The sequence below is a fragment of the Actinophytocola glycyrrhizae genome, from assembly GCF_042653545.1.
GTDB lineage: Bacteria > Actinomycetota > Actinomycetes > Mycobacteriales > Pseudonocardiaceae > Actinophytocola > Actinophytocola glycyrrhizae.
On record NZ_JBHSIS010000002.1, the window covers coordinates 1,128,240 to 1,152,517 of the forward strand.

The following is a 24,278-nucleotide window of genomic DNA, read 5'->3' on the forward strand; positions in this document are numbered from 1 at the left end:
GGTGCTCCATCACGCCACCCCCAGGTCCTGGTCGACGAGGGCGAACAGCTCGGTGTCGGTCGCCTCGTCGAGGTTGGACAGGGCCGGGGGCGGCCCGTCGTCGGCGTCGGTGAGATTGGCCAGGATCCTGCGCAGCCGCAGGGTGATCCGGGCCTTGTCCGCTGGCGCGGCGGCCGCGGCGAGCGCGTCCTCCCACCTGGCGAGGCCGGCGAGCAGCGGCTCGACCGGGTCGCCGGTGTCATCGGGGCTGTCCCCGCCGGTCATCCGGCGCAGGAGGTCGGCGGCCAGTGCGCCGGGGCTCGGGTGGTCGAACACCACCGTGGCCGGCAGCGCGACCCCGGCCAGCTCCTGCAGGCGGTTGCGCAGTTCGACCGCGGTCAGCGAGTCGAAGCCGAGGTCGCGGAAGGCGCGGTCGGGTTCGACGGCGGCGGTGTCGGGGTGGCCGAGGACGGTCGCCGCCTCGGCCCGGACCGCGGCCAGCAGCAGGGCGGGCCGTTCGGCGGGCGCCGCGGCGTCGAGCCGCTCGCGCAGCACGGCGGTCCCGGCCGGCGCGGTCTGGCGGGACCGGCCCGCGAACTCGAGCAGCTCGTCGAGCATGCGCCGGTGGCTGGCCATGGTGTAGACGTCGGCGAAGACGGTCCAGTCCACATCGGACACGACGACCGTGGTGTCGCGGCGGGCGATGGCCTGGCTCAGTGCCGTGACCGCCCGGTCGGCGGCCATCGGGCGCAGGCCCTGGCGGCGCAGCAGGGCGCTGGCCCCGTCGGCCATGCCGCCCTGCGCCCACGGACCCCAGGCGATCGAGGTGGCTGCCAGGCCACGGGCGGCCCGGTGCTCGGCAAGGGCGTCGAGGTGGGCGTTGGCGGCGGCGTAGGCGGGCTGGCCCGCGCTGCCCCACACTCCGGAGATGGACGAGAACAGCACGAACGCGTCCAGCGGGGTGTCGCCGAGCAGTTCGTCGAGGTGCCGGGCGCCGGCCACCTTCGGGTCGGCGACGGCGGCGAACTCGGCCAGGTCGACCTGGCCCAGTGGGGTGAGCTGACCGACTCCCGCGGCGTGCAGCACGGCGGTCAGCGCCGGGCCGTCGGCCGCGATCTCGTCCAGCACCCTGGCCACGGCGGCGCGGTCGGCGATGTCGCACTCGGCGACGACCACCTCGGCGCCCAGGGCGGTCAGCTCCTCGGCCAGTTCGGCGGCGCCGGGGGCGGCGAGACCGCGCCTGCTGGTCAGCACCAGGCGCTGCGCGCCCGACCCGGCGGCGTAGCGGGCGACGTGGGCACCGAGGGCGCCGGTGCCGCCGGTGACGAGCACCGTGCCGGTCGGCCGCCACGGGGCGGGCGGGCCCGCCGGGGCCGGGGTGAGCCTGCGGACGAACACGCCGGCGGGCCGGACCGCGAAGGCCTCGTCGTCGATGGCGCCCGCGAGGATGCCGCGCAGCCGGGCCAGCGTCGGGGCGTCGAGGTCGTCCGGCAGGTCGACCAAGCCGCCCCAGCGGTCCGGCCACTCCAGACCGACGACCCGGCCGAGGCCCCAGACCTGGGCCTGGTTCGGGCCTGCCAGCCGGTCGCCGTGGCCGATGGAGACGCCGCGCCGGGTCAGGCACCACAGCGGCACGTCGACGTCCAGGTCGCCCATCGCCTGTGCGAGCAGCAGCGTCGCCGCCGCGCCGGTGGCCACCGAGGCGGCGGCCGGGTGCGGGCGCTCGTCCAGTGCCAGCAGGGACACGACGCCGTCGACGAACGGGTGCCCGGCCATGGCGGTGTCGATGAGCCCGGCGATCCCGGCTCGGGTCGCGTCGCCGGGGACGCGGAGTTCCACGACGGTCGCGCCGTCCTCGGCGAGACCCGCCAGCGCCTCGCCGGTCCAGCGCTGCCCGGTGCCCGAGGTGACCGCGAGCCAGGTGCCACGCAGCGGTGGGGACACCGCGGCGTCGGCCGCCTGCCAGCGGACCCGGTAGCGCAGGGCGTCCACGGCGGTCTGCTCGTCGTGCCGCGATCGCCACGCCGAGAGCGCGGGGACGACGACGTCGAGGTGGGCGCGGTCGAGGTCGAGCAGGTCGGCGAGAGTGTCGACGTCCGCGCGCTCGAACGCCTGCCACAGCGGGTCGGCGGCTGGCGCCGCGGACGCCGCGGTCGCCGGGGCGCCGGGCGCCGTCGTGGCACCGAGCCAGTAGCGGGTGCGCTGGAACGCGGCGGTGGGCAGGTCCACGGCGTGCGCGCCGCGCAGGACGGTCCGCCAGTCCGCGCGCACGCCGTGGACGTGCAGGGTCGCGAGCGCGGTCAGCAGAGTCTCGTCCTCCGGCTTGTCCCTGCGCAGGACCGGCACGGCCGCGACGACGTCGGTCAGTCCCTCCTGGACCAGGGCGCTGAGCACGCCGTCCGGGCCGGCCTCCAGGAAGCGGGTGGCCCCGGCCACGGTGACGGCGTCGTGGAAGCGGACCGTGTCCCGCAGGTGGGCGACCCAGTGGTCCGGCGAGCACGCCTGGTCCTCGGTCAGCCTGCGACCGGTCACGCAGGAGACGACCGGGATCTCCGGCGGGGCGAGCCGCAGGGTGGCGACGACGGCGCGGAAGCGGTCCAGGACCGGATCCACCATGGCGGAGTGGAAGGCGTGTGACACGGCGAGTCGCTTGACCCGGCGGCCACGCAGGGCGAACTCCTCCGCGGCGCGGGCGATGGCGTCCTCGTCGCCGGAGAGCACGACCGACGTGGGGCCGTTGACGGCGGCGATGGACACGGCGGCGACGGCGGCCAGTCCGGCGGCCTCGGCCCCGGTGGCCTCGACCGCGCACATCGCGCCGCCGTCTGGCAGTCCGGCCATCAGGGCGCCGCGGGCGGCGACCATGGTGGCCGCGTCGTCGAGGGAGAGGACCCCGGCGACGTGCGCGGCGGCGATCTCGCCGACCGAGTGGCCGACGAGCACGTCCGGGCGGACACCGAAGTGTTCGAGGAGCCGGTAGCAGGCGACCTCGACGGCGAACAGCGCGGCCTGGGCGTAGGCGGTGCCGCTCAGCAGTTCCGCGTGCTCGGGCTCGAAGACGACATCGCGCAGCGGGACGTCCAGTGCGGCGTCCAGGCGGGCGCAGACGGCGTCGAAGGCGTCGGCGAAGACCGGGTGGGTGGCGTACAGCTCGCGGCCCATGCCGGTGCGCTGGGCGCCCTGGCCGGTGAACAGCATGGCGAGGGGCTCGTCGGGGCGGGCACGGGCGGTGAGCTTCGCGGTGCCACCCGCGACCGCGGCCAGGCCGATGCGCAGGTCGTCCTCGTCGCGGCCGGTGACGACCGCCCGGTACTCCAGTGCGGAGCGGGTCGTGGCGAGCGAGTAGGCCACGTCGGCCGCGGTGAGCTGCGGGTGGGCGTCGAGGTGGGCGCGCAGGCGCGCGGCCTGCTCGCGCAGCGCGGTCTCGGTGTGGCCGGACAGCAGCCATCCCAGCACGTCCGGCGCGGCGGTCGCCCGCTGCTGGACCGTTTCCTGGGCCTGCTCGAGGATGGCGTGGGCGTTGGTGCCGCCGATGCCGAAGGCGGACACGCCCGCCCGGCGGGGGCGGCCGGTCGCGGGCCACGGTGTGGTTTCGGTCAGCACCTCCACCGCGCCCGCCGACCAGTCGACGTGCGGGGTGGGGTTGGTGACGTGCAGCGTCCTGGGCAGGATGCCGTGGCGCAGCGCGAGGACCGTCTTGATGACCCCCGCGATACCGGCCGCGGCCTGGGTGTGGCCGATGTTGGACTTCAGCGAGCCGAGACGCAGCGGCTCGGCGCGGTCCTGGCCGTAGGTGGCGATGAGTGCCTGGGCCTCGATCGGGTCGCCGAGCGCGGTGCCGGTGCCGTGCGCCTCGACGACGTCCACGTCGGAGGGCGCGAGGCCGGCGACGGCCAGGGCGGACCGGATGACCCGCTGCTGGGCGGGGCCGCTCGGGGCGGTCAGGCCGTTCGACGCGCCGTCGGAGTTGACCGCCGAACCGCGCAGGACCGCCAGGACGGGGTGCCCGTTGCGGCGGGCGTCGGAGAGCCGTTCCAGGACGACGACGCCGGCGCCCTCGCCCCAGCCGGTGCCGTCGGCGGCGGCGTCGAAGGTCCTGCACCTGCCGTCCTGGGACAGGCCGCGCTGCCTGCTGAAGTTGATGAACATGCCGGGCGTGCACATGATCGTCGCGCCGCCCGCGACGGCCAGTCCGCACTCGCCGGAGCGCAGGGCGGCGGCAGCCAGGTGCAGAGCCACGAGCGACGCGGAGCAGGCGGTGTCGACGGTGACCGCGGGCCCCTCCAGGCCGAGGGCGTAGGCGATCCGGCCGGACAGCACGCTGCCCGCGTTGCCGGTCATCATGTGCCCCTCGACCCCGTCCGGCCGTCCGGACAGCGAGCCGTAGTCGCTGTAGTTGATGCCCGCGAAGACGCCGGTCGCGGTGCCGCGCAACGAGGTCGGGTCGATGTGGGCGCGTTCGAGGGCCTCCCACGTGGTCTCCAGCAGCAGGCGCTGCTGCGGGTCCATCGCCACGGCCTCGCGCGGGGAGATCCCGAAGAAGCCGGGGTCGAACTCGCTCGCGCCGTGGACGAAGCCGCCCTCGCGGACGTAGAAGGTGCCCTCCTTGTCCGGGTCGGGGTCGTAGCCGCCCTCGATGTCCCAGCCGCGGTCGGCCGGCAGGACGGAGACGGCGTCCTGTTCGGCGAGCAGCAGCCGCCACAGGTCCTCGGGGCTCGTCACGCCGCCGGGGAAGCGGCAGCCCATGCCGACCACGACCACCGGGTCGCCGTCGGTCACCGCCACGGGTGCCGCGGCGACCGGTGCCGTGGGCGCGCCGCCCAGCTCGGTGCCGAGGAACGCCGCGAGCGCGGCAGGGGTCGGGTGGTCGAAGACCAGGGTGGACGGCAGGCGCAGTCCGGTCGCGGCGGCGACGAGGTTGCGGAACTCGATGGCGGTCAGGGAGTCGAACCCGGCGTCGCGGAACGGCTTGCCCGGCTCGACAGCGGCGGGCGAGTCGTGCCGCAGCACGGCGGCGGCCCGCTCGCGGACCAGGTCGAGCAGGGCCCGGTCACGTTCGGACCCGGTGCGGGCGGCGAGCGTGTCGCGCAGCGAACCGGGCTCGGCCGCCGCGGCGGCCGGGGCCGCGTCGGGCAGCTCGTCGAACAGGGTCGTCGGGCGCACGGCGGTGAACGCCGGGCGGAAGCGGGCCCAGTCGATGTCGGCGACCACGAGCCCCGGGGTGGCCCCGGTGAGCGCGCGGTCGAGGGCGGCGGTCGCCAGCTCCGGGCGCATGGCGCGGAACCCGCCGCCGCGCACCCGCTGCTCGCGGACCGCGCCGTCGGCGGCGAGGCCGCCGCCGCCCCAGGCGCCCCAGGCGATCGAGACGGCGGGCAGGCCGTCGGCCGCCCGCTGCTCGGCGAGGGCGTCGAGGTAGGCGTTGGCGGCGGCGTAGTTGCCCTGTCCCGCGTTGCCGAGCGTGCCGACGGCGGAGGAGAACAGGACGAAGGCGGTCAGGTCGGTGCCCGCGGTGAGTTCGTGCAGGTTGCGTGCGGCGTCGGCCTTGGCCCGCCACACGGTGGCCATGCGCTCGGGGGTCATGGCGTCCAGGACGCCGTCGTCCAGGACGCAGGCGGCGTGCACGACGACCGTCAGGTCGGGGATGTCCGCGAGGACGGTGGCGAGGGCGGCGCGGTCGGCGGCGTCGCAGGCGACGATGTCGACCGTGCTGCCACCGGCCGCCAGCTCGGCGGCCAGGTCGGCCGCGCCGGGCGCGGCCCGGCCACTGCGGCTCAGCAGGACAAGGCGGTCCGCGCCACGTGCGGCGAGCAGGCGGGCGGTGTGCGCGCCGAGGGCACCGGTGCCGCCGGTGATCAGCGCGGTGCCGGTGAGCGGGGCCCGGTCGGCCGGACCGGCGGTGGTGCGAACCATGCGCCTGCCGAAGACGCCGGAGGCGCGGACGGCGACGTGGTCCTCCGGTCCGCCGAGAGCGCTGACCACACGGGCCACGGCCCGCTCGTCCGGTTCGGCGGGCAGGTCGACCAGGCCACCCCAGCGCCCGGGGTGCTCCAGCGCGGCGACGCGGCCGAGGCCCCACACGGCGGCCTGGGCCGGGTCGCGCAGCCGGTCGGCGCGCCCGGTGGTGACCGCGCCGCTGGTGGCGCACCACAGGCGCAGGCCGGGGGCGACGGCGGCGAGGGCGTGCAGCAGGGTCAGGACGCCGTCGGTGTCGGCGAACGCGAGGACACCGGGCGGGTTCGCGCCGTCGATCGCGCCGAGCAGGACGTGTTCCGCGTCCTCCCGGGACGCGGGCAGGTCGACGCGGCGGCCGGACAGGGCGGCACAGGCGGCGTCGGCCCACGCGTGCCCGGCCGGGGCCACGACGAGCCAGCCGGGGGCGGTGCTCGCGCCGGTGTCGGCGAGGGGCCGCCACCCGGTCCGGTAGACCCAACTGTCCACTGTGGAGTCCGCGGTTTCCCGGTCCCGCCAGGCGGACAGGGCCGGCAGGACGTCGCGGAGAGTGGCGCCGGGGTCGACGGCCAGCTCGTTCGCGAGCCGGTCGAGGTCGCCCGCCTCGACGGCGGACCAGAAGCGGGCGTCGTCCCCGCCCGCGGCGGGCGTGTGCCGGGCCGGGGTGGGCCAGAAACGCTGGTGCTGGAAGGCGTAGGTGGGCAGGTCGGCACGGCGGGCGCCGGGCAGCGCCGGGGACCAGTCGACCGGGACACCGAGGACGTGGACACCGGCCAGGCCGCTGAGCAGGCGGTTCAGGCCGCCGTCGTCGCGGCGCAGGGAACCGACCGCGAACGCGGCCACGCCCGCGTCGTCGACGGTCTCCTGGAGCCCGACGGTGAGGACGGGGTGCGGGCTCGCCTCGGCGAAAGCGCGGACGCCGGCGGCCAGGACGGCGCGGGTGGCGCGCTCGAACTCCACGGGGGCACGCAGGCCGCGGTACCAGTACTCGGCGTCCATGCCGGACCCGTCGACCAGTTCGCCGGTGACGGTGGAGTAGATCGGCGTGTTGGCCGGGCGGGGCCGGACCGGGGCGAGGACCTCCAGCAGGTGGTCGCGCAGTTCCTCGACCTGTGCGGAGTGGGAGGCGTAGTCGACGGCGACGCGGCGGGCGCGGATGTCGGCGGCGGCGCAGTCGGCGAGCAGCGCGTCGAGGGCCGCCGGTTCGCCGGAGACGACCACCGAGGACGGCCCGTTGACCGCGGCGACGGAGAGCCGGTCACCGAAGGGGGCGATCAGGTCGCGCACCCGGTCCGCGGGCAGCGGCACGGAGACCATGCCGCCTCGCCCGGCGAGGGCGGTGAGCGCGCGGCTGCGCAGTGCCACCACGCGGGCGGCGTCGTCCAGGGACAGGGCGCCCGCGACGGCGGCCGCGGCGATCTCGCCCTGGGAGTGGCCGAGCACCGCGGCGACCGGGACGCCGTGGGCGCGCCACACCTGCGCCAGCGACACCATGACCGCCCACAGCGCGGGCTGCACGACGTCGACCCGCGCCATGGCGGCGGGGTCGTCGAGGACGGCGAACAGGTCCCAGTCGGTGAAGGGCCGCAGCGCGGCGGCGCACTCGCGCATCCGGTCGGCGAAGGCGGGCGACTCCGCCAGCAGCGCGGTGGCCATGCCCGCCCACTGCGCGCCCTGGCCGGGGAACACCAGGGCGACCGCGTCCGCCGTGCCCGCGACGCCCTCGACCACGGCGGCGGTGTGCCCGCCGGTCGCCAGGGCGTCGAGACCGGCGGCCAGCTCCGCCCGCCCGGTGCCGACGACCACGGCGCGGTGCTCCAGCGCGGCGCGCGTGGCGGCCAGGGAGTACGCGAGGTCTGCGGGCGCGAGGCCGGGCTGGTCGGCGAGGTGGTCGCGCAGGCGGGCGGCCTGGGCGCGCAGCGCGGCCGGGGTGGCGGCCGACAGCGCGAACGGCACCGCGAACGGCTCGGGAGCGGGCAGCTCGGGCTCGGTGGGCTCGGCGGGGGCCTGTTCGATGATCACGTGCGCGTTGGTGCCGCTGACGCCGAAGGAGGAGACGCCGACGCGGCGGGCCCGGCCGGTCTCCGGGAAGGGGCGGGCCTCGGTGAGCAGGTCGACCGCGCCGGTGGTCCAGTCGACGTGGGTGGACGGGCCGTCGACGTGCAGGGTCGCGGGCAACCGCGCGTTGCGGACCGACAGGACGGCCTTGATCACGCCCGCGGCGCCGGAGGCGGCCTGGGTGTGGCCGATGTTGGACTTGACCGAGCCGAGCAGCAGCGGCCGCTCGCGGTCCTGGCCGTAGGCGGCGAGCAGCGCGGTGGCCTCGATGGGGTCGCCGAGGGTGGTGCCGGTGCCGTGCGCCTCGACGGCGTCCACATCGGACGGTGCGAGGCCCGCGTCGGCCAGCGCCGCGCGGATCACCCGCTGCTGGGCGGCGCCGCTCGGTGCGGTGAGGCCGTTGGAGGCCCCGTCGGAGTTGACCGCCGAGCCACGCACCACCGCGAGGACCGGGTGGCCGTTGCGGCGGGCGTCGGCGAGCCGCTCGACCAGGAGCACACCGACGCCCTCGCCCCAGCCAGCGCCGTCGGCGGCGTCGGCGAAGGACTTGCAGCGGCCGTCGGCGGACATGCCGCGCTGGCGGGAGAACTCGACGAAGATGGCGGGACTGGACAGGACGTTGACGCCGCCCGCGACGGCGAGGTCGCAGTCGCCGGAACGCAGTGCCCGCACCGCGAGGTGCAGTGCCACCAGCGAGGACGAGCACGCGGTGTCGACGGTGACCGCCGGGCCCTCCAGCCCGAAGGTGTAGGCGACGCGGCCGGACACGACCGACGGCGAACCGCCGACGGCCAGGTAGCCCTCCGCGCCCTCCTGGGAGCCGGCGAGCAGCGCGGTGTACTCCTGCCCGCCGGTCCCGGCGTAGACGCCGGTCCTGGTGCCGCGCAGCGACAACGGGTCGATCCCGGCCCGCTCGAACAGCTCCCATGACGCCGCGAGCACCATCCGCTGCTGCGGGTCCATGGCCAGCGCCTCACGGGGCGAGATCCCGAACAGAGCGGGGTCGAAGCCGGTGGCCTCGGCGACGAAGCCGCCGTCGCGGGCGTAGCTGGTGCCCGGGTTGTCCGGGTCGGGGTGGTAGAGGCCGTCGAGGTCCCAGCCGCGGTCGGCGGGGAACGGGCCGATCGCGTCGACGCCGTCGGCGACCAGCCGCCAGAGGTCCTCCGGTGAGGCGACCCCACCGGGGAAGCGGCAGCTCAGCGCCACGATGGCGATCGGCTCGTCCGTGGTGGGCGCGGCGACCGGGGCGGCGGTTTCCGCCCGGGTCCCGCCGGTCAGTTCGGCGGCGAGCAGGCGGGCGAGGGCGGTGGCGGTGGGGTGGTCGAACACGACGGTCGCCGGGACGCGGACACCGAGGAGCAGGGTGAGGCGGTTGCGCAGCTCGACGGACCCGGCCGAGGACAGGCCGAGATCGGAGAACGCGCGGCCGGGCTCGACCTCGGCCACCGACGCGTAGCCGAGCACCTGCTGGACCTGCTCGCGGACCAGCGCCAGGAGGGCGCGGTTGCGGTCGGCCTCGGTGGCGGCGGCCAGCTGCGCCGCGAGTGGCGTTCGCCCGGCGTCGGCGTCCTCTGTGGACGCACTGGCGGCGGGCCTGGGTGCGATGACGTCGAGCAGGCGGGTGCGGTGGGTGGCGGAGAAGAAGTAGGAGAAGGTGTCCCACTCCAGGTGCGCGACGGCGACGGCGGTGTCGTCGTGGTCGAGCGCCTGCTGGAGGCCCGCCACGCCCAGCGCCGGGTCCATGCGCGGGATGCCGTGCCTGCCCATGGCGTCGCCGAGCGCGCCGTCGGCCATGCCGCCGCCCGCCCAGGCGCCCCAGGCCACGGCGGTGGCGGGCAGTCCGAGGTCGCGGCGGTGGGCGGCGAGCGCGTCGAGGAAGGCGTTGCCTGGGCCGTAGTTGCCCTCGCCCGCCGCGCCGAACACCCCAGCCAGTGACGAGAACAGGACGAACGCGGAGAGGTCGAGGTCGCGGGTCAGCTCGTGCAGGTTGCGGGCGGCGGTGAACTTGGCGCGCAGGCCGTCGTCCACGCGGTCGGTGGTCAGCGAGTCGACGATGCTGGAGTCGGCGACGCCCGCGGCGTGGAAGACGGCGGTGAGCGGGTGCTCGGGCGGAAGGTCGGCGAGCAGCCCGGCGAGGACGTCCCGGTCGGCGAGGTCGGCGGCGGCGATGGTGACCTCGGTGCCGAGGTCGCGCAGCTCCTGCGCCAGCTCGGCGGCGCCGGGAGCGGTGGGACCGCGGCGGCTGACCAGCAGCAGGTGCCCGGCGCCTGCGCGGGCGAGCCAGCGGGCGACGTGGGCACCGATGCCGCCGGTGCCGCCGGTGACCAGGACGGTGCCTTCCGGGCGCCACTGCCGGACCGGGGGTGTGTCGCCGGTGGCGGCGCGGACGAGGCGGGCTGCGGCGACCCCGTCGGCCCGCAGGACCACCTGGTTCTCGTCCCCCGCGAGGACACCCGCGAGGCGGGCGTCTGGGGCGCCCGCGAAGTCGACCAGGCCCGCCCAGGCGGGGTTCTCGTGGGCGACGACGCGGCCGAGGCCCCAGACCAGCGCCTGCTCGGGGTGGTCGACGGTGTCGGTGGGCCCCGCGCGGACGGCCCGGTCGGTGGCGCACCAGACAGGTGCGGTGCTGCCCGCGTCGCGCAGGGCGTGCAGCAGGGTCAGGGTGTCGGCGAGGCCCGCGGTGAGGTTCGGGTGTGCGGGGCGGGTCCGGCCGTCGAACGCGAGCAGGGACAGGACACCGGCGGGGTCGGTGACGAGGTCGGTGGCGGCGGTGAGGCGGGTGGCGAGCGCGGCCCGGTCGTCGGTGCCGTCGATCTCGACCGTGGCGACCTCCGCGCCCGCGCCGGTCAGCACCGTGCGGGTGGCGGTGACCCGTTCGTCGTCGGCCATGCCGGCGGGGACGGCCAGGAGCCAGGTGCCGGTCAGTGTGGCGGCCGGGACGTCGACCGGGACCCAGTCGACGCGGTAGCGCCACGAGTCCACAGTGGACCTGTCGCGGTCGGCGCCGCGCCAGGCGGCCATGGTGGGCAGCAGGTCGCGCAGCGGGGTGTCGTCGGTGACGTCGAGCAGTTCGGTGAGGGTGTCGAGGTCGGCGCGGTCGACGGCGTCCCAGAACCGGGACGGGCCGGTGTCGGCGGCCGGTGCGGCCATGGTGGCGGTGTCGAGCCAGAACCGCTTGCGCTGGAAGGCATACGGGGGCAGGTCGACGATCCGGCCACCCCACGGCTGCGCGACGGCGTCCCAGTCGACGTCGACGCCGTGCACGTGGGCCTGCGCGAGCGCGGTCAGCCAGCGGCGCTGGCCGCCGTCGTCGCGGCGCAGCGTGCCGAGCACCGCGGCGGCCGCACCGCACGTCTCGACGGTCTCGGTGATGGCGCCGGTCAGCACCGGGTGCGGGCTGACCTCCAGGAACGCCGAGCGGCCCAGAGCGGCGAGGCCGCGCACGGTCTGTTCGAAACGGACGGTCGCGCGCAGGTTGGTGAGCCAGTACCGGGCGTCGAGGGTGGTGGTGTCGATCTGCTCGCCGGTGACGGTCGAGTGGAAGGGGATCTGCGACCGGCGGGGCGCGATGGGTGCGAGGTCGGTCAGCAGACGTTCGCGGAGCAGCTCGACCTGCGCGGAGTGGGAGGCGTAGTCGACGGGGATGCGCCTGGCGCGCACACCACGGTCGGCGCAGGCGGCCAGCAGGGCGTCGAGGGCGGCCGGGTCACCGGAGACGACGGTGGCGGACGGGCCGTTCTCGGCGGCCAGGGACAGCCCGCCGTCGGCGGCCTCGATGAGGTCCGCGACGGCGCAGGGCGCGGCGGCGACGGAGACCATGCCGCCGTTGCCGGACAGCACGGCACCGATGGCGGCGCTGCGCAGGGCGACGACCCGGGCGCCGTCCGGCAGGCTGAGCGCGCCCGCCACGACGGCGGCGGCGATCTCGCCCTGGGAGTGGCCGACGACGCCCTCGGGGACGACACCGGCCGACCGCCACAGCGCGGCGAGGGCGACCATCACGGCCCAGGAGGCGGGCTGCACGACGTCGACCCGGTCGAGCGGGTCGGCGCGCAGCACGTCGACCAGGGACCAGTCCACGAACGGGGCGAGGGCCGCGGCGCACTCGTCGATGCTGGCGCGGAACACCGGCTCGGTGTCCAGCAGCCCGGCGGCCATCCCGGCCCACTGCGCGCCCTGGCCGGGGAAGACGAACACGGCGCTGCCCGTCCCGGTGTCGCCGGTGCGGCGGACGACCCCGGGGGGCGCGGCACCCTCGACGAGCGCGGCGAGCCCGGCACGCAGCTCGGTCTCGTCGGCGCCGACGACGACGGCCCGGTGGTCGAGGACCGCGCGGGAGCTGATCAGCGCGCGGGCGGTGTCGACCGGGTCGGTGCCCGGGTTGGCCTCGGTGTGGGCGAGCAGGTTGGCGGCCTGCCCGGTGAGTGCCTCGGGGGTCTTGCCGGAGACGACCCACGCCAGCGCGGCGGGGCGGGTCCTGGCGACCGCGGGGGTGTCGGTGTCCGCCGGGGCCTCTTCGATGACGACGTGGGCGTTGGTGCCGCTGACACCGAAGGCGGACACCCCCGCCCTGCGCGGTTCCTCGGCCCTGGGCCAGGCCCTGGCCTCGGTCAGCAGTTCGACCGCGCCAGCCGACCAGTCGACGTGCGGGGTCGGCTCGTCGACGTGCAGGGTCTGTGGCAGCGACTCGTGCTGGAGCGCCATGACCATCTTGATCACGCCGCCGACACCGGCCGCCGCCTGCGCGTGGCCGATGTTGGACTTGACCGAGCCCAGCCACAGCGGGCGGTCGCGGTCCTGGCCGTAGGTGGCGAGCAGCGCCTGCGCCTCGATGGGGTCGCCGAGGGTGGTGCCGGTGCCGTGCGCCTCGACGGCGTCGACGTCGCCGCAGGAGAGCCGGGCGTCGCGCAGCGCGGCCCGGATGACCCGTTGCTGCGACGGGCCGTTGGGGACGGTCAGACCGCTGGACGCGCCGTCGGAGTTGACCGCGGTGCCGCGCACCACGGCCAGGATCCGGCGGCCGTTGCGCTGGGCGTCCGACAGGCGCTCCAGCAGGAGCAGTCCCACGCCCTCGGCCCAGATCGCGCCGTCGGCGGAGCCCGCGAACGACTTGCAGCGGGCGTCGGCCGCCAGGCCGCCGGTGGCGGCGAAGTCGACGAAGGTGTTCGGGGTGACGAGCGCGGACACGCCGCCCGCCAGTGCCAGCGTGCACTCCCCCGACCGCAGTGCCCGCACCGCGAGGTGCAGCGCGACCAGCGAGGACGAGCACGCGGTGTCCACGGTGACCGACGGGCCCTCCAGGCCAAGCGAGTAGGACACGCGCCCGGAGATCACGCTGCCCGCGCTGCCGGTGCCGACGTAGGCGCCGACACCCTCGGGGATGTCGAGGACCCGGCCGATGTACTCGCTGTACATGGCCCCGGCGAACACGCCGGTCCGGCTGCCGCGCAGCGACAGCGGGTCGATGCGGGCGCGCTCGAGCGCCTCCCACGACGCTTCGAGCACCAGCCGCTGCTGCGGGTCCATCGCCTGGGCCTCGCGCGGGCTGATCCCGAACGGGGCCGGGTCGAAGTCGGCGAGGTCGGGAAGGAACCCGCCTGCCCGGCGGAACCGGGCGCCGGGACCGTCGAAGTAGGACAGGTCCCAGCCGCGGTCGGCGGGGAACGGGGACGTGGCGTCCACACCGGCGTCCACCAGCTCCCACAGCGCCTCCGGGGAGTCGGCGCCGCCGGGCAGGCGGCACGCCATGCCGACGATCGCGATGGGCTCCCGGTCGGCGGCCTCGACCGCGCGGAGCCGCTTGCGGACCTGGTCGAGGTCCGCGGTCGCGCGCTTGAGGTAGTCGCGCAACTGCGTCTCATTCGCCATCGGAACCTCCGTCGATCAACGCGAACATCTGCTCGTCGGTGGCCAGGTCGAGGTCAGGCTGGGAACTGACGCCGTAGGAGTCGCCGCCGTAGACGCCGGTGTCGTACCTGGCGATGAGGGCCTGCAGGCGGTCCACGACCCGGGTGCGGGTCTCGTCACCGGCCCCGGTCAGCGCCAGCGCCGCTTCGAGCCGGTCGAGTTCCGCGGTCAGCGGCGGGACGCCCGCGACCGCGGAAACGGCCAGCGCGGTGCGCAGGTGCTCGGCGAGCTTGGCCGCGGTGGGGTGGTCGAAGATGAGCGTGCTGGGCAGCCGCAGCCCGGTGGCGGCGGCGAGCCGGTTGCGGATCTCGATCGCCGTCAGCGAGCTGAAGCCCAGTTCGGTGAACCCGCGGCCGGGGTCGACCGCGGCGGGCGAGGCGTGGCCGAGGACAGCGGCGGCGTGGCCGAGGACCAGGTCGAGCAGCAGCCTGCGCTGCTCCAGCTCGGACAGCCCGCCGAGGCGGGCGACCAGGTCGGGGCCCGCGTCGCCCCCGCTGCCCGCCGTCCGCCACACCGGGGCGCGGACCAGGCCGCGCAACAGGCCGGGCACCGGTCCGGTGCCCGCGCCCGCTCGCATGGCGGCGATGTCCAGGCGGGTGGCGACCAGGTGGGCGGTGCCGGCGCGCAACGCGGCGTCGAACAGGGCGGCGCCGTCCTCGTCGGACAGGGCGGCACCCGCCCGGGTGGCCCTGGCCAGGTCGGCGGCGTCGAGGTGCGCGCTCATCGCGCTCACCCGCTGCCACATGCCCCAGCCGATCGCGGTGCCGGGCAGTCCGGCGGCGCGCCGCCGCTGGGCGAGTGCGTCGAGGAAGGCGTTGGCGGCGGCGTAGTTGCCCTGGCCGACCGAGCCCATCGCGGCGGCGGCCGAGGAGAACAGGACGAACAGCCGCAGTGGCATGTCCCTGGTCAGCTCGTCGAGGTGCACGGCGGTGTCGACCTTGGGCGCGAGGACGGTGTCGAACTGCTCGGGCAGCAGCGACCCGATGACGGCGTCGTCGAGCGCACCCGCGGCGTGCACCACGCCGGTGAGGGCGCGGTCGCCGATGGCGGCGGCCAGGGCGGCGCGGTCGCCGGTGTCGCAGGCGATGACCTCGGCGGTGGCGCCGAGTCCGGCCAGCTCCGCGACCAGTTCGGTGGCGCCGGGGGCGGCCGGGCCGCTGCGGGAGAGCAGGACCAGCTCGCGGACCCCGTGCTCGGCGGCGAGGTGGCGGGCCACGACCCCGCCGATCATCCCGGTGCCACCGGTGACCAGCACCGGTCCGGCCAGTTCCGGCAGAGCGGCCGAGCCAGTGGCATCGGCAGCGACATCGGCACCGGCACGGGCCAGGCGCGGCACCAGAAGGCTCCCGCCGCGGACCGCCACCTGCTCCTCGCCGAGGCCGACGGCCTCGGCGACGGCGGAGGCGGCGGTCTCGGGGTCGTCGACGTCGACGAGGACGATCCGGCCGGGGTTCTCGCTCTGCGCGGTGCGGACCAGGCCGCGGACCGCGGCGGCGGCGAGGTCATCGACGCCGTCGGCCGGGTCGGCGGCGACCGCGTTCCTGGTGAGGACGACCAGGGTGGCGTCGGCGAGGACCGGGTCCTCCAGCCAGAGCTGGAGGGTGGTCAGCGCGTCCTCCAGCAGCGTCCTGGTGGCCTCGGGCAGGTCGCCGCCGGGGGTGTCGCCGGACCAGACCACGACGTCCGGGACGGCGCGGCCCGCGGCGACCGCGAGCGCGAGCGCGTCGACGTCGGTGTGCCAGTCGATGTCCGGGACACGGCCGGCGAGCTGCTCCGCGATGCCGAGCGAGTCGTCACCGACGACCGACCAGGACACGGGGACCGGGCCGGGGACCGACGCGGCGGGGGCGGTCCAGTCGATCCGGAAGAGGGCGTCACCGGGGCCGGTGGCGGTGCGCAGGTCCGCCGGCGAGACGGCGCGGGTGGCCATCGACTCGGCGGTGAGGACCGGGGCACCCGCCGGGTCGGCGATGTCCAGGCGGACGGCGTCGGCGCCGTCTGCGCGGGACAGGCGGACCCGCAGGCCGGTCGCGCCGACCGCGTGCAGTGCGACCCCGCGCCAGGCGAAGGGCAGCCGGACCGTGCCTGGGTTCTCGACCATGCCGCCGACCTCGACGGCGTGCAGGGCGGCGTCGAGCAGGGCAGGGTGGACGCCGAACCAGCGGGCGTCGGCGTGCGCCTGCTCGGGCAGGGCGACCTCGGCGTACACCGCGCCGTCCGCGGCCTTCCAGACGCCGCGCAGGCCGCGGAAGGTGGGGCCGTAGGCGTAGCCCGCGGCGGCGGCGCCGGCGTAGAAGCCGTCCAGCGGCACCGGCTCGGCACCCGGCGGGGGCCACTGGGTGAGCGAGAGCGGCTCCACCGGTCCGGCGGGGACGAGGTGGCCGACGGCGTGGGCGGTCCACGGGGCGTCGGTGTCGGCGGACTCGGGGCGGGAGAACACGGTGACCGGCCTGCCGCCGCCCGCCTCCGCCGCCCCGACGGAGACCTGGAGGCGCACGGCGTCGCGTTCGGGGACGGCGAGCGGGGCCTGAAGGGTCAGTTCGTCGAGGCGGACGCAGCCGACCTGGGCCCCCGCCAGCAGCGCCATCTCGACGAAAGCGGTGCCGGGCAACAGGTTCGTGCCGCGCAGGGCGTGCTCGGCCAGCCAGGTCTGGGTGCCCGCGGCGAGCCTGCCGGTGAGCAGTACACCGTCGGAGCCCGCGACCGGGAGGGCCGCGCCGAGCAGCGGATGCGCGGTGGCGCCGAGGCCCACACCGGTGACGTCGCTGACGAGGTGGCCGCGCTCGGGCCAGAAGCGGGTGCGCTGGAACGCGTAGGTGGGCAGCTCGACCGGGCGGCCCTGCGGCAGCACGGTCGTCCAGTCGACGGCGACGCCGTGCACGTGTGCGTCGGCGACGGCGGTGAGCCAGCGGTCGCGGCCGCCGTCGTCGCGGCGCAGGGTGCCGAGGACGGCACCTGCCGCGTCGAGGACGTCCAGGGTCTCCTGGATCGGGGCGGTCAGCACCGGGTGCCCGCTGACCTCCACGAAGACGGTGCGCCCTTCGGCGATCAGGTTGCGGGTGGCCTGCTCGAACAGCACCGGCTCGCGCAGGTTGCGGAACCAGTAGGAGGCGTCGAGGGCGGCGGTGTCGAGCAGTGCGCCGGTGACGCCGGAGTAGAAGGGGATCTCGCCGGTGCGGGGGGCCAGCCCGGCGAGGACGTCCAGCAGGCGCTCGCGCACCTGGTAGGTCTGCCGGGAGTGCCCGGCGCAGTCGGTCGGGACGCGCTTGGCGCGCACGCCCCGGCGCTCGCACTCGGCCAGCAGCGCGGCCACGGCGTCGTTGTCGCCGGACACGACCGTCGACATCGGACCGGACAGACCCGCGATGCTGAGCTCGGTCTCCCAGGGGCCGATGAGCCGGGCGGCGTCGACGGCGGAGACCGGCAGGGAGACCATGCCGCCCTTGCCCGCCATGTGCTCGGCCAGAAGCTTGCTGCGCAGCGCCACCACGCGTGCGCCGTCCTCGAGGCTGAGGCCGCCGGCCACGACGGCGGCGGCGATCTCGCCCTGCGAGTGCCCGACGACCGCGGAGGGCCGCACGCCGACCGAGCGCCACAGCGCCGCCAGCGCGACGTTCACCGCCCACAGGGTCGGCTGGACGACGTCCACTCGCGCGAGCGACGGACCCTCGCCCCGCAGGACCTCCAGCAGGGACCAGTCGACCAGCGGCGCGAGCGCCAGCTCGCACTCGGCGAGCCGCGCGCGGAACACCGGCTCGGACTCCAGCAGCTCCAGCGCCATGCCCTCCCACTGCGAGCCCTGGCCGGGGAAGACGAACGCGACCCCGCCGTGGCGGGCGGCGCCGGTCAGCACGCCGTTCCCGGCGCGGCCGTCGGCGACGGCGGCGAGCCCGGCCGCGAGGCCGTCGCGGTCGTCGGCGAGCACGACGGCGCGGTGTTCCAGCGTGGCCCGCGAGCGGACCAGGGCGGACGCGACGTCGTGCGGGTCGGTGCCCGGGTGTGCCGCGGTGTGCGCGGCGAGCCGGGCGGCCTGGCCGCGCAGCGCGTCGGCGGTCGTCGCGGACAGCACCCACGGCACCGGGCCGGGCCGTGCGCCACCGGTCTGCCCGGCACGGTCCCGGTCGGGGGCCTGTTCGAGGACGACGTGGGCGTTGGTGCCGCTGACGCCGAAGGACGACACGCCGGCGCGGCGGGGGCGGCCGGTCACCGGCCACGGCCGGGACTCGGTCAGCAGCTCCACCGCGCCCGCCGACCAGTCGACCTCGGGCGTCGGCTCGTCGACGTGCAGGGTCGCGGGCAGCACGCCGTCGCGCATCGCCATCACCATCTTGATCACGCCGCCGACCCCGGCCGCGGCCTGGCTGTGGCCGATGTTGGACTTGAGCGAGCCCAGCCACAGCGGGTCACCCACCCGGTCCTGGCCGTAGGTGTTGAGCAGCGCCTGCGCCTCGATCGGGTCGCCGAGGGTGGTGCCCGTGCCGTGCGCCTCGACGGCGTCCACGTCGGACGTGCCGAGGCCCGCGTTGGCGAGCGCCTGGCGGATGACCCGCTCCTGCGACGGACCGTTGGGGGCGGTCAGGCCGTTGGACGCGCCGTCGGAGTTGACCGCGGTGCCCCGGACGACCGCCATGATCGGGTAGCCGGCGCGCAGCGCGTCGGAGAGCCGGGCGACCAGCACGACGCCGACGCCCTCGGCCCAGCCGGTGCCGTCGGCGCCCGCGGCGAACGCCTTGCAGCGCCCGTCCGGCGACAGCGCCCGCTGCCTGCTGAACTCGACGAACACCGCCGGGGTCGACAGCACGGTGACACCGCCCGCGACGGCGAGGTCGCACTCCCCCGTCCGCAGTGCCTGTGCGGCCAGGTGCAGGGTGACCAGCGACGACGAGCACGCGGTGTCCACGGTCATCGCCGGGCCCTCGAACCCGAAGGTGTAGGAGACGCGGCCCGCCAGGACGCTGCCGGAGGTGCCGGTGCCGATGAAGCCCTCGACGCCCTCGGGCAGGACGCTCATCGTGGTGGCGTAGTCGTAGTACATGAGCCCGGCGAACACGCCGGTGCGGCTGCCGCGCAGGCTGGAGGGGTCGAGCCCGGCGCGCTCCAGTGCCTCCCAGGAGGCCTCCAGCATGAGCCGCTGCTGCGGGTCCATCGCCAGGGCCTCGCGGGGGGAGATGCCGAAGGGCGCGGGGTCGAACTCATCGGCGTCGTGGACGAAGCCGCCCTCGACCACATAGGACTTGCCGGAGCTGTCGGGGTCGGGGTCGTAGAGGCCGTCGGTCTGCCAGCCGCGGTTGACCGGCAGCGGGGAGACCGCGTCGGTGCCGTTGGAAACCAGCTGCCACAGGGCTTCCGGGCTGTCGACGCCGCCGGGGTAGCGGCAGCTCATGCCGATGATGGCGATGGGCTCGTCGGACACGGTCCGGGTGGTGGCGGCCCCGGTCGTGCGTTCGACGCCGAGGAGGCGCTCCCGCAGCCGGGTGCCGAGCACCTCGGGGTTCGGGTAGTCGAACACGAGGGTGGCGGGCAGGCGCAGGCCGGTGGCGCCCGCGAGCCGGTTGCGGAGCTCGACGGCGGTCAGCGAGTCGAACCCCAGCTCCTTGAAGGGGCGGCGGGGCTCGACCGCGTCCGCCGACGGGTGGCCGAGCACGGTGGCGGCCTCGGTCCGGACCAGCTCGACCAGGACCCGCAGCTGCTCGTCGTCGGTGAGGGCGGCGATCCGCGCGCCGAGACCGGTCGCGACCGGGGCGCTGCCCGCGCGGCGGGCGCGGGGGCGGACCAGGCCGCGCAGGAGCGCCGGGACCTCGCCGCCCGGGTCGCGCTCGTGGCGGGCGCGCAGGAGGTCGACGTCGATCGGCATGGCCACGACGTGCGGCCTGCCCGCACCGATGGCCCTGTCGAGCAGGGCGAGGGCGTCGCCGGTGGTCAGCGCGCCGCCCGCCTGGGTGATGCGGGCGCGGTCGGCGGCGTCGAGGTGCGCGGTGATGCCGCTTTCCAGCTCCCACAGACCCCAGCCGACCGACAGGGCGGGCAGGCCGTGCTCGACGCGGTGCCGGGCGAGGCCGTCGAGGAAGCCGTTGGCGGCGGCGTAGTTGGCCTGGCCCGCCGCGCCAAAGGTGGCCGACGCGGAGGAGAACAGGGCGAACAGGGCCAGGTCCGCGGTGGCGGTCAGCTCGTGGAGCAGGGCGGCGGCGGTCGCCTTGGGCGCGAGGACGGCGTCGACCCGGTCCGCGGTCAGGGTCTCGGCGGTGCCGTCGTCGACGGTCCCGGCGGCGTGGACGACGCCGGTCAGCGGGTGCTCGGCGGGGATCGCGGCCAGGACCGCGGCGAGCGCGTCCCGGTCGGACACGTCGGCGGCGACGAAGGTGATCGTGGCCGCTTCTGCGAGGTCCGCGAGTGCGGCGGCGCCCGGGGCGCCGGCGCCGCTCCGGCTGGCCAGTACGAGGTGCCGGACCCCGTGGCTGGTGACGAGGTGGCGGGCGACGGCGGTGCCCAGCGCACCGGTGCCGCCGGTGATCAGGACGGTGCCGCCGGGGTTCAGCACCGGGGACCCCTCACCGCTGCCCGCGGTGCGGGCCAGGCGCGGTACGAGGACCTTGCCGTCGCGGATGCGCAGCTGCGGCTCGGCGACGGTGAGCGCGGCGGCGGGCGCCAGGGTGCCGTCGGTGTCGACGACGGTGAACCGGCCGGGGTGCTCGGTCTGGGCGGCACGGACCAGGCCCGCGACGGCGTCGGCTGCCGGGCCGCCGGTCGTGACCAGCGCGAGGTCGGTGTCGTCGGCGACGGCCCGCTGGAGCGCCGCGAGGGCGGCGTGGGTGGCCGAACGGGTCGCGGTGCTCATGGCGTCGGCGGTGGCAGCCGACGCGGTCGGGATCTCGACCAGCGGGACGCCGGTCCGGGGCTGCCCCGGCGCGCCCGCCGGGATCCAGTCCACGGTGAACAGCCAGGGGCGGGCGCCGGGCCGCGTCACGGCCGGGTCCGCGGGCCGCAGCACGAGCCGCTCGACGGTGGCGACGGGCGCGCCCGTCTGGTCGGCGACGGCGAGGGTGACGGCGTCGGGGCCGTCGGCGGTGATCCTGACGCGCAGGGCGGGCGCCCCGGCCGCGTGCAGGTGGACACCGGTCCAGGCGAACGGGAGCCGGACGCCACCGGTGACCAGACCACCTACGCCCGCCGCGTGCAGGGCCGCGTCGAGCAGGGCGGGGTGCAGGCCGAACCGGTCCGCGGGGATGTCCTCGGGGAGGGCGACCTCGGCATAAACGGTGCCGCCGGTGTCACCATCGACCCAGGCGGCGGTGAGGCCCTGGAAGGCGGGCCCGTAGTCGAGCCCTGCCCGCGCGGCGGCGGCGTACCAGTCGTCGACGGGGAGCGCGGTGGCGGCGGGCGGCCAGGTGGCGAGGTCCTCGGGGGCAGCGGCGGAGGTGGTGGACAGGACTCCGTCGGCGTGGCGGGTCCACTCGCCGTCCGCGCCGCCGGAGAAGATCGCGATGGTGCGCCTGCCGTCGGGGTCGGGGGCGCCGACGGTGATCTGGACGGTGACGCCACCTGTTTCGGGGAGGCGGAGCGGGGCGCCGATGGTCAGTTCGTCGACGACGGGGCTGCCGGCGAACTCGCCGGCCCGCAGGGCCAGCTCCACGAAGGCGGTGCCGGGCACGAGGACCGAGCCGAGGACGACGTGCCCGGCCAGCCACGGGTGGGTCGCGGTCGACAGGGTGCCGGTGAGCAGCGCGCCGTCGCCGGTGGCGAGGGTGACCGCGGCGCCCAGCAGCGGGTGGTCGGCGCCCGCGAGCCCGGCGGCGGCCACGTCGGCGGCGGGGGCGTGCGCTGGCCAGTAGCGCTGGCGCTGGAAGGCGTAGGTGGGCAGCGGGATCACACGTCCTGGCACGACGGCGGCCCAGTCGGCGTCGACGCCACGCACCCAGGCCGCGCCGAGACCGGTCATGAGTGCGCGGACCTCGTCGCGGTCGCGGTGCCGCAGCGGCACGGCGTCCTCGACGTGGGCCGAGAGTGTGGCGTCGGGGCCCAGCTCCAGGAAGGTGGTCACGCCGTCCTGGCGAACCGTGGCGACGGCGTCGGCGAACCGGACGGTGTCGCGGACCTGACGCACCCAGTACGAGGGCTCGGTCACGTCACCGGCCATGCGGATCGCGGGCTGGTGGTAGGTCAACGACCCGGTGACGGTCGCGAACTCGGCCAGCATCGGCTCCATCAGCTTCGAGTGGAACGCGTGCGACACCACCAGCCGCTTCACCCGGCGACCCTCGGCCCGCCACCGCTCCTCAAGAGCCGAGATCTCCGCCTCGGTGCCGGACACCACCAGCGAACCAGGACTGTTGACGGCCGCGACGTCGATGCCATCCGGAACGTCCTCTTCGGACACCTCAGCCGCCAGCATCGCCCCACCGGCGGGCAACCCGTCCATCAACCGGCCCCGCGCCGACACCAGCGCACACGCGTCGTCGACCGACAGCACACCGGCCACGTGCGCGGCCGCGATCTCACCGATCGAATGGCCCACCAGGTGGTCGGGGGCGACACCCCAGGACGCCAGCAGGCGGAACATGGCCACCTCGAACACGAACAACGCCGCCTGCGCGTGCCTGGTCTGGTCGAGCCGTTCCTGGTCGTCCCACGGAATCCCGCCCAACCGCGCCGAAAGGTCCTCGACCGTCTCGGCGAACACCGGGAACGCCGCACACAGCTCGCGGCCCATCCCGGCCCGCTGCGAACCCTGACCGGAGAACAGGAACGCGAGCAGGCCAGGCTCGGTGCGACCGGTGAGGTACCCGCGGCCGGCCAGGCCGGTGCGTGCCTCGTCCACATCGGACGCGACGAGGGCGGCGCGGTGCTCGAAGGCGGCGCGGGTGGTCGCCAGGGAGTGCGCGAGGTCGGCGAGACGGGTGTCCGGGGCGATGGTCTCGGCCACCCGGTCGATCTGGGCGGCGAGCGCGGCCTCGGTGCGGGCCGACACCAGCACCGGGACGAACGGCGGGGCGTCGGCGACGGGGCGCTCGGCACGCTCGGGCGCGCTCTCCACGATGAGGTGGGCGTTGGTGCCGCTGATGCCGAAGGAGGAGATGCCGATCCGGCGCGGCTCGTCGCCCGGGGGCAGCGGCTGGGCGGTGGTGAGCAGCTCGATCGCCCCGGCGGACCAGTCCACGTGCGGGGTGGGCTCGTCCGCGTGCAGGGTGGCTGGCAGGGCGCCGTTGTTCAGCGCCAGTACGGACTTGATGACGCTGGCGACGCCCGCGGCGGCCTGGGTGTGACCGATGTTGGACTTCAGCGAGCCCAGCCACAGCGGCCGGTCCCGCTCGCCGCCGTAGACCGCGAGCAGGGCCTGGGCCTCGATCGGGTCGCCGAGGCGGGTGCCGGTGCCGTGCGCCTCGACGGCGTCGACCTGCTCCGGGGAGAGCCGGGCACTGGCCAGTGCGGCGGTGATGACCCGCTGCTGGGACGGCCCGTTCGGCGCGGTGAGGCCGTTGGAGCCGCCGTCGGAGTTGACCGCGGACCCGCGGATCACCGCGAGCACCGGCAGGTTCTCCGCCAGCGCCCGCGACAGCGTGGTGACGAGCACCATCGCGGCGCCCTCCGCCATGCCCATGCCGTCGGCGGCCGAGGAGAACGCCTTGCAGCGGCCGTCGGAGGCCAGTCCGCCCTGCCGGTCGAACTCGTGGAACATCGTCGGGTGCGGCATGACGGTCACGCCGCCGACGAGGGCGTGGGTGCAGTCGCCCGCCCGCAGCGCGTGGCCGGCGACGTGCAACGCGGTCAGCGAGGACGAGCACGCCGAGTCGACGGTGACGGCGGGGCCTTCCAGCCCGAGGGTGTAGGCGATGCGGCCGGACACCACCGACGTGGCGCTGCCGGTCATGACGTAGCCCTCCGAGCCGGCCGCGCCCGCGCCGACGGCCACGTCGTAGCCCTGGCCGTTGGCGCCGACGAACACCCCGGTGCGGCTGCCGCGCAACGTGTGCGGGTCGATGCCCGCCCGCTCGACGACCTCCCACGCGATCTCCAGCGCGAGCCGCTGCTGCGGGTCCATCGCCACGGCCTCGCGCGGGTTGATCTCGAAGAAGGCGGGGTCGAACCGCGCGGCGTCGTGCAGGAAACCGCCGTGGGCCCGGCCCGCGAGGTGCTCGGGCACCCAGCCGCGGTCGGCGGGGAAGCCGGTGACCGCGTCGCCACCGTGTTCGAGCAGCCGCCACAGGTCCTCGGGGGTGCTCACCCCACCGGGGAGCCGGCAGCTCATCGCGACGACGGCGACCGGTTCCTGTCCGCCGGACTCGGCGGTGCGCAGGCGCTGGCGGGTCTCGTGCAGTTCGGCGACAACCCGGCCCAGGTAGTCCCGGAGTTTCTTTTCGTCAGCCATCGTGTCCAGTCGCTCCTTCATC

The 24,278-nt window shown here is 76.3% G+C and carries 2 protein-coding genes; both read right to left on the reverse strand.

Annotated elements, in window-relative coordinates; translation table 11 throughout:
- Window positions 1–9 precede the first annotated feature (9 nt).
- The gene (locus tag ACFPCV_RS05105; RefSeq protein ID WP_378054828.1) at window positions 10–13,854 is read right to left on the reverse strand and encodes a type I polyketide synthase; all 13,845 of its coding nucleotides are present in this window, start codon (window positions 13,852–13,854) and stop codon (window positions 10–12) included.
- Window positions 13,844–24,256: an SDR family NAD(P)-dependent oxidoreductase gene (locus ACFPCV_RS05110; protein WP_378054829.1), complete on the reverse strand. Its 10,413-nt coding sequence runs from the start codon at window positions 24,254–24,256 to the stop codon at window positions 13,844–13,846. Before ACFPCV_RS05110 ends, ACFPCV_RS05105 begins: the two co-directional genes overlap by 11 nt.
- Between the last annotated feature and the right edge of the window lie 22 nt (window positions 24,257–24,278).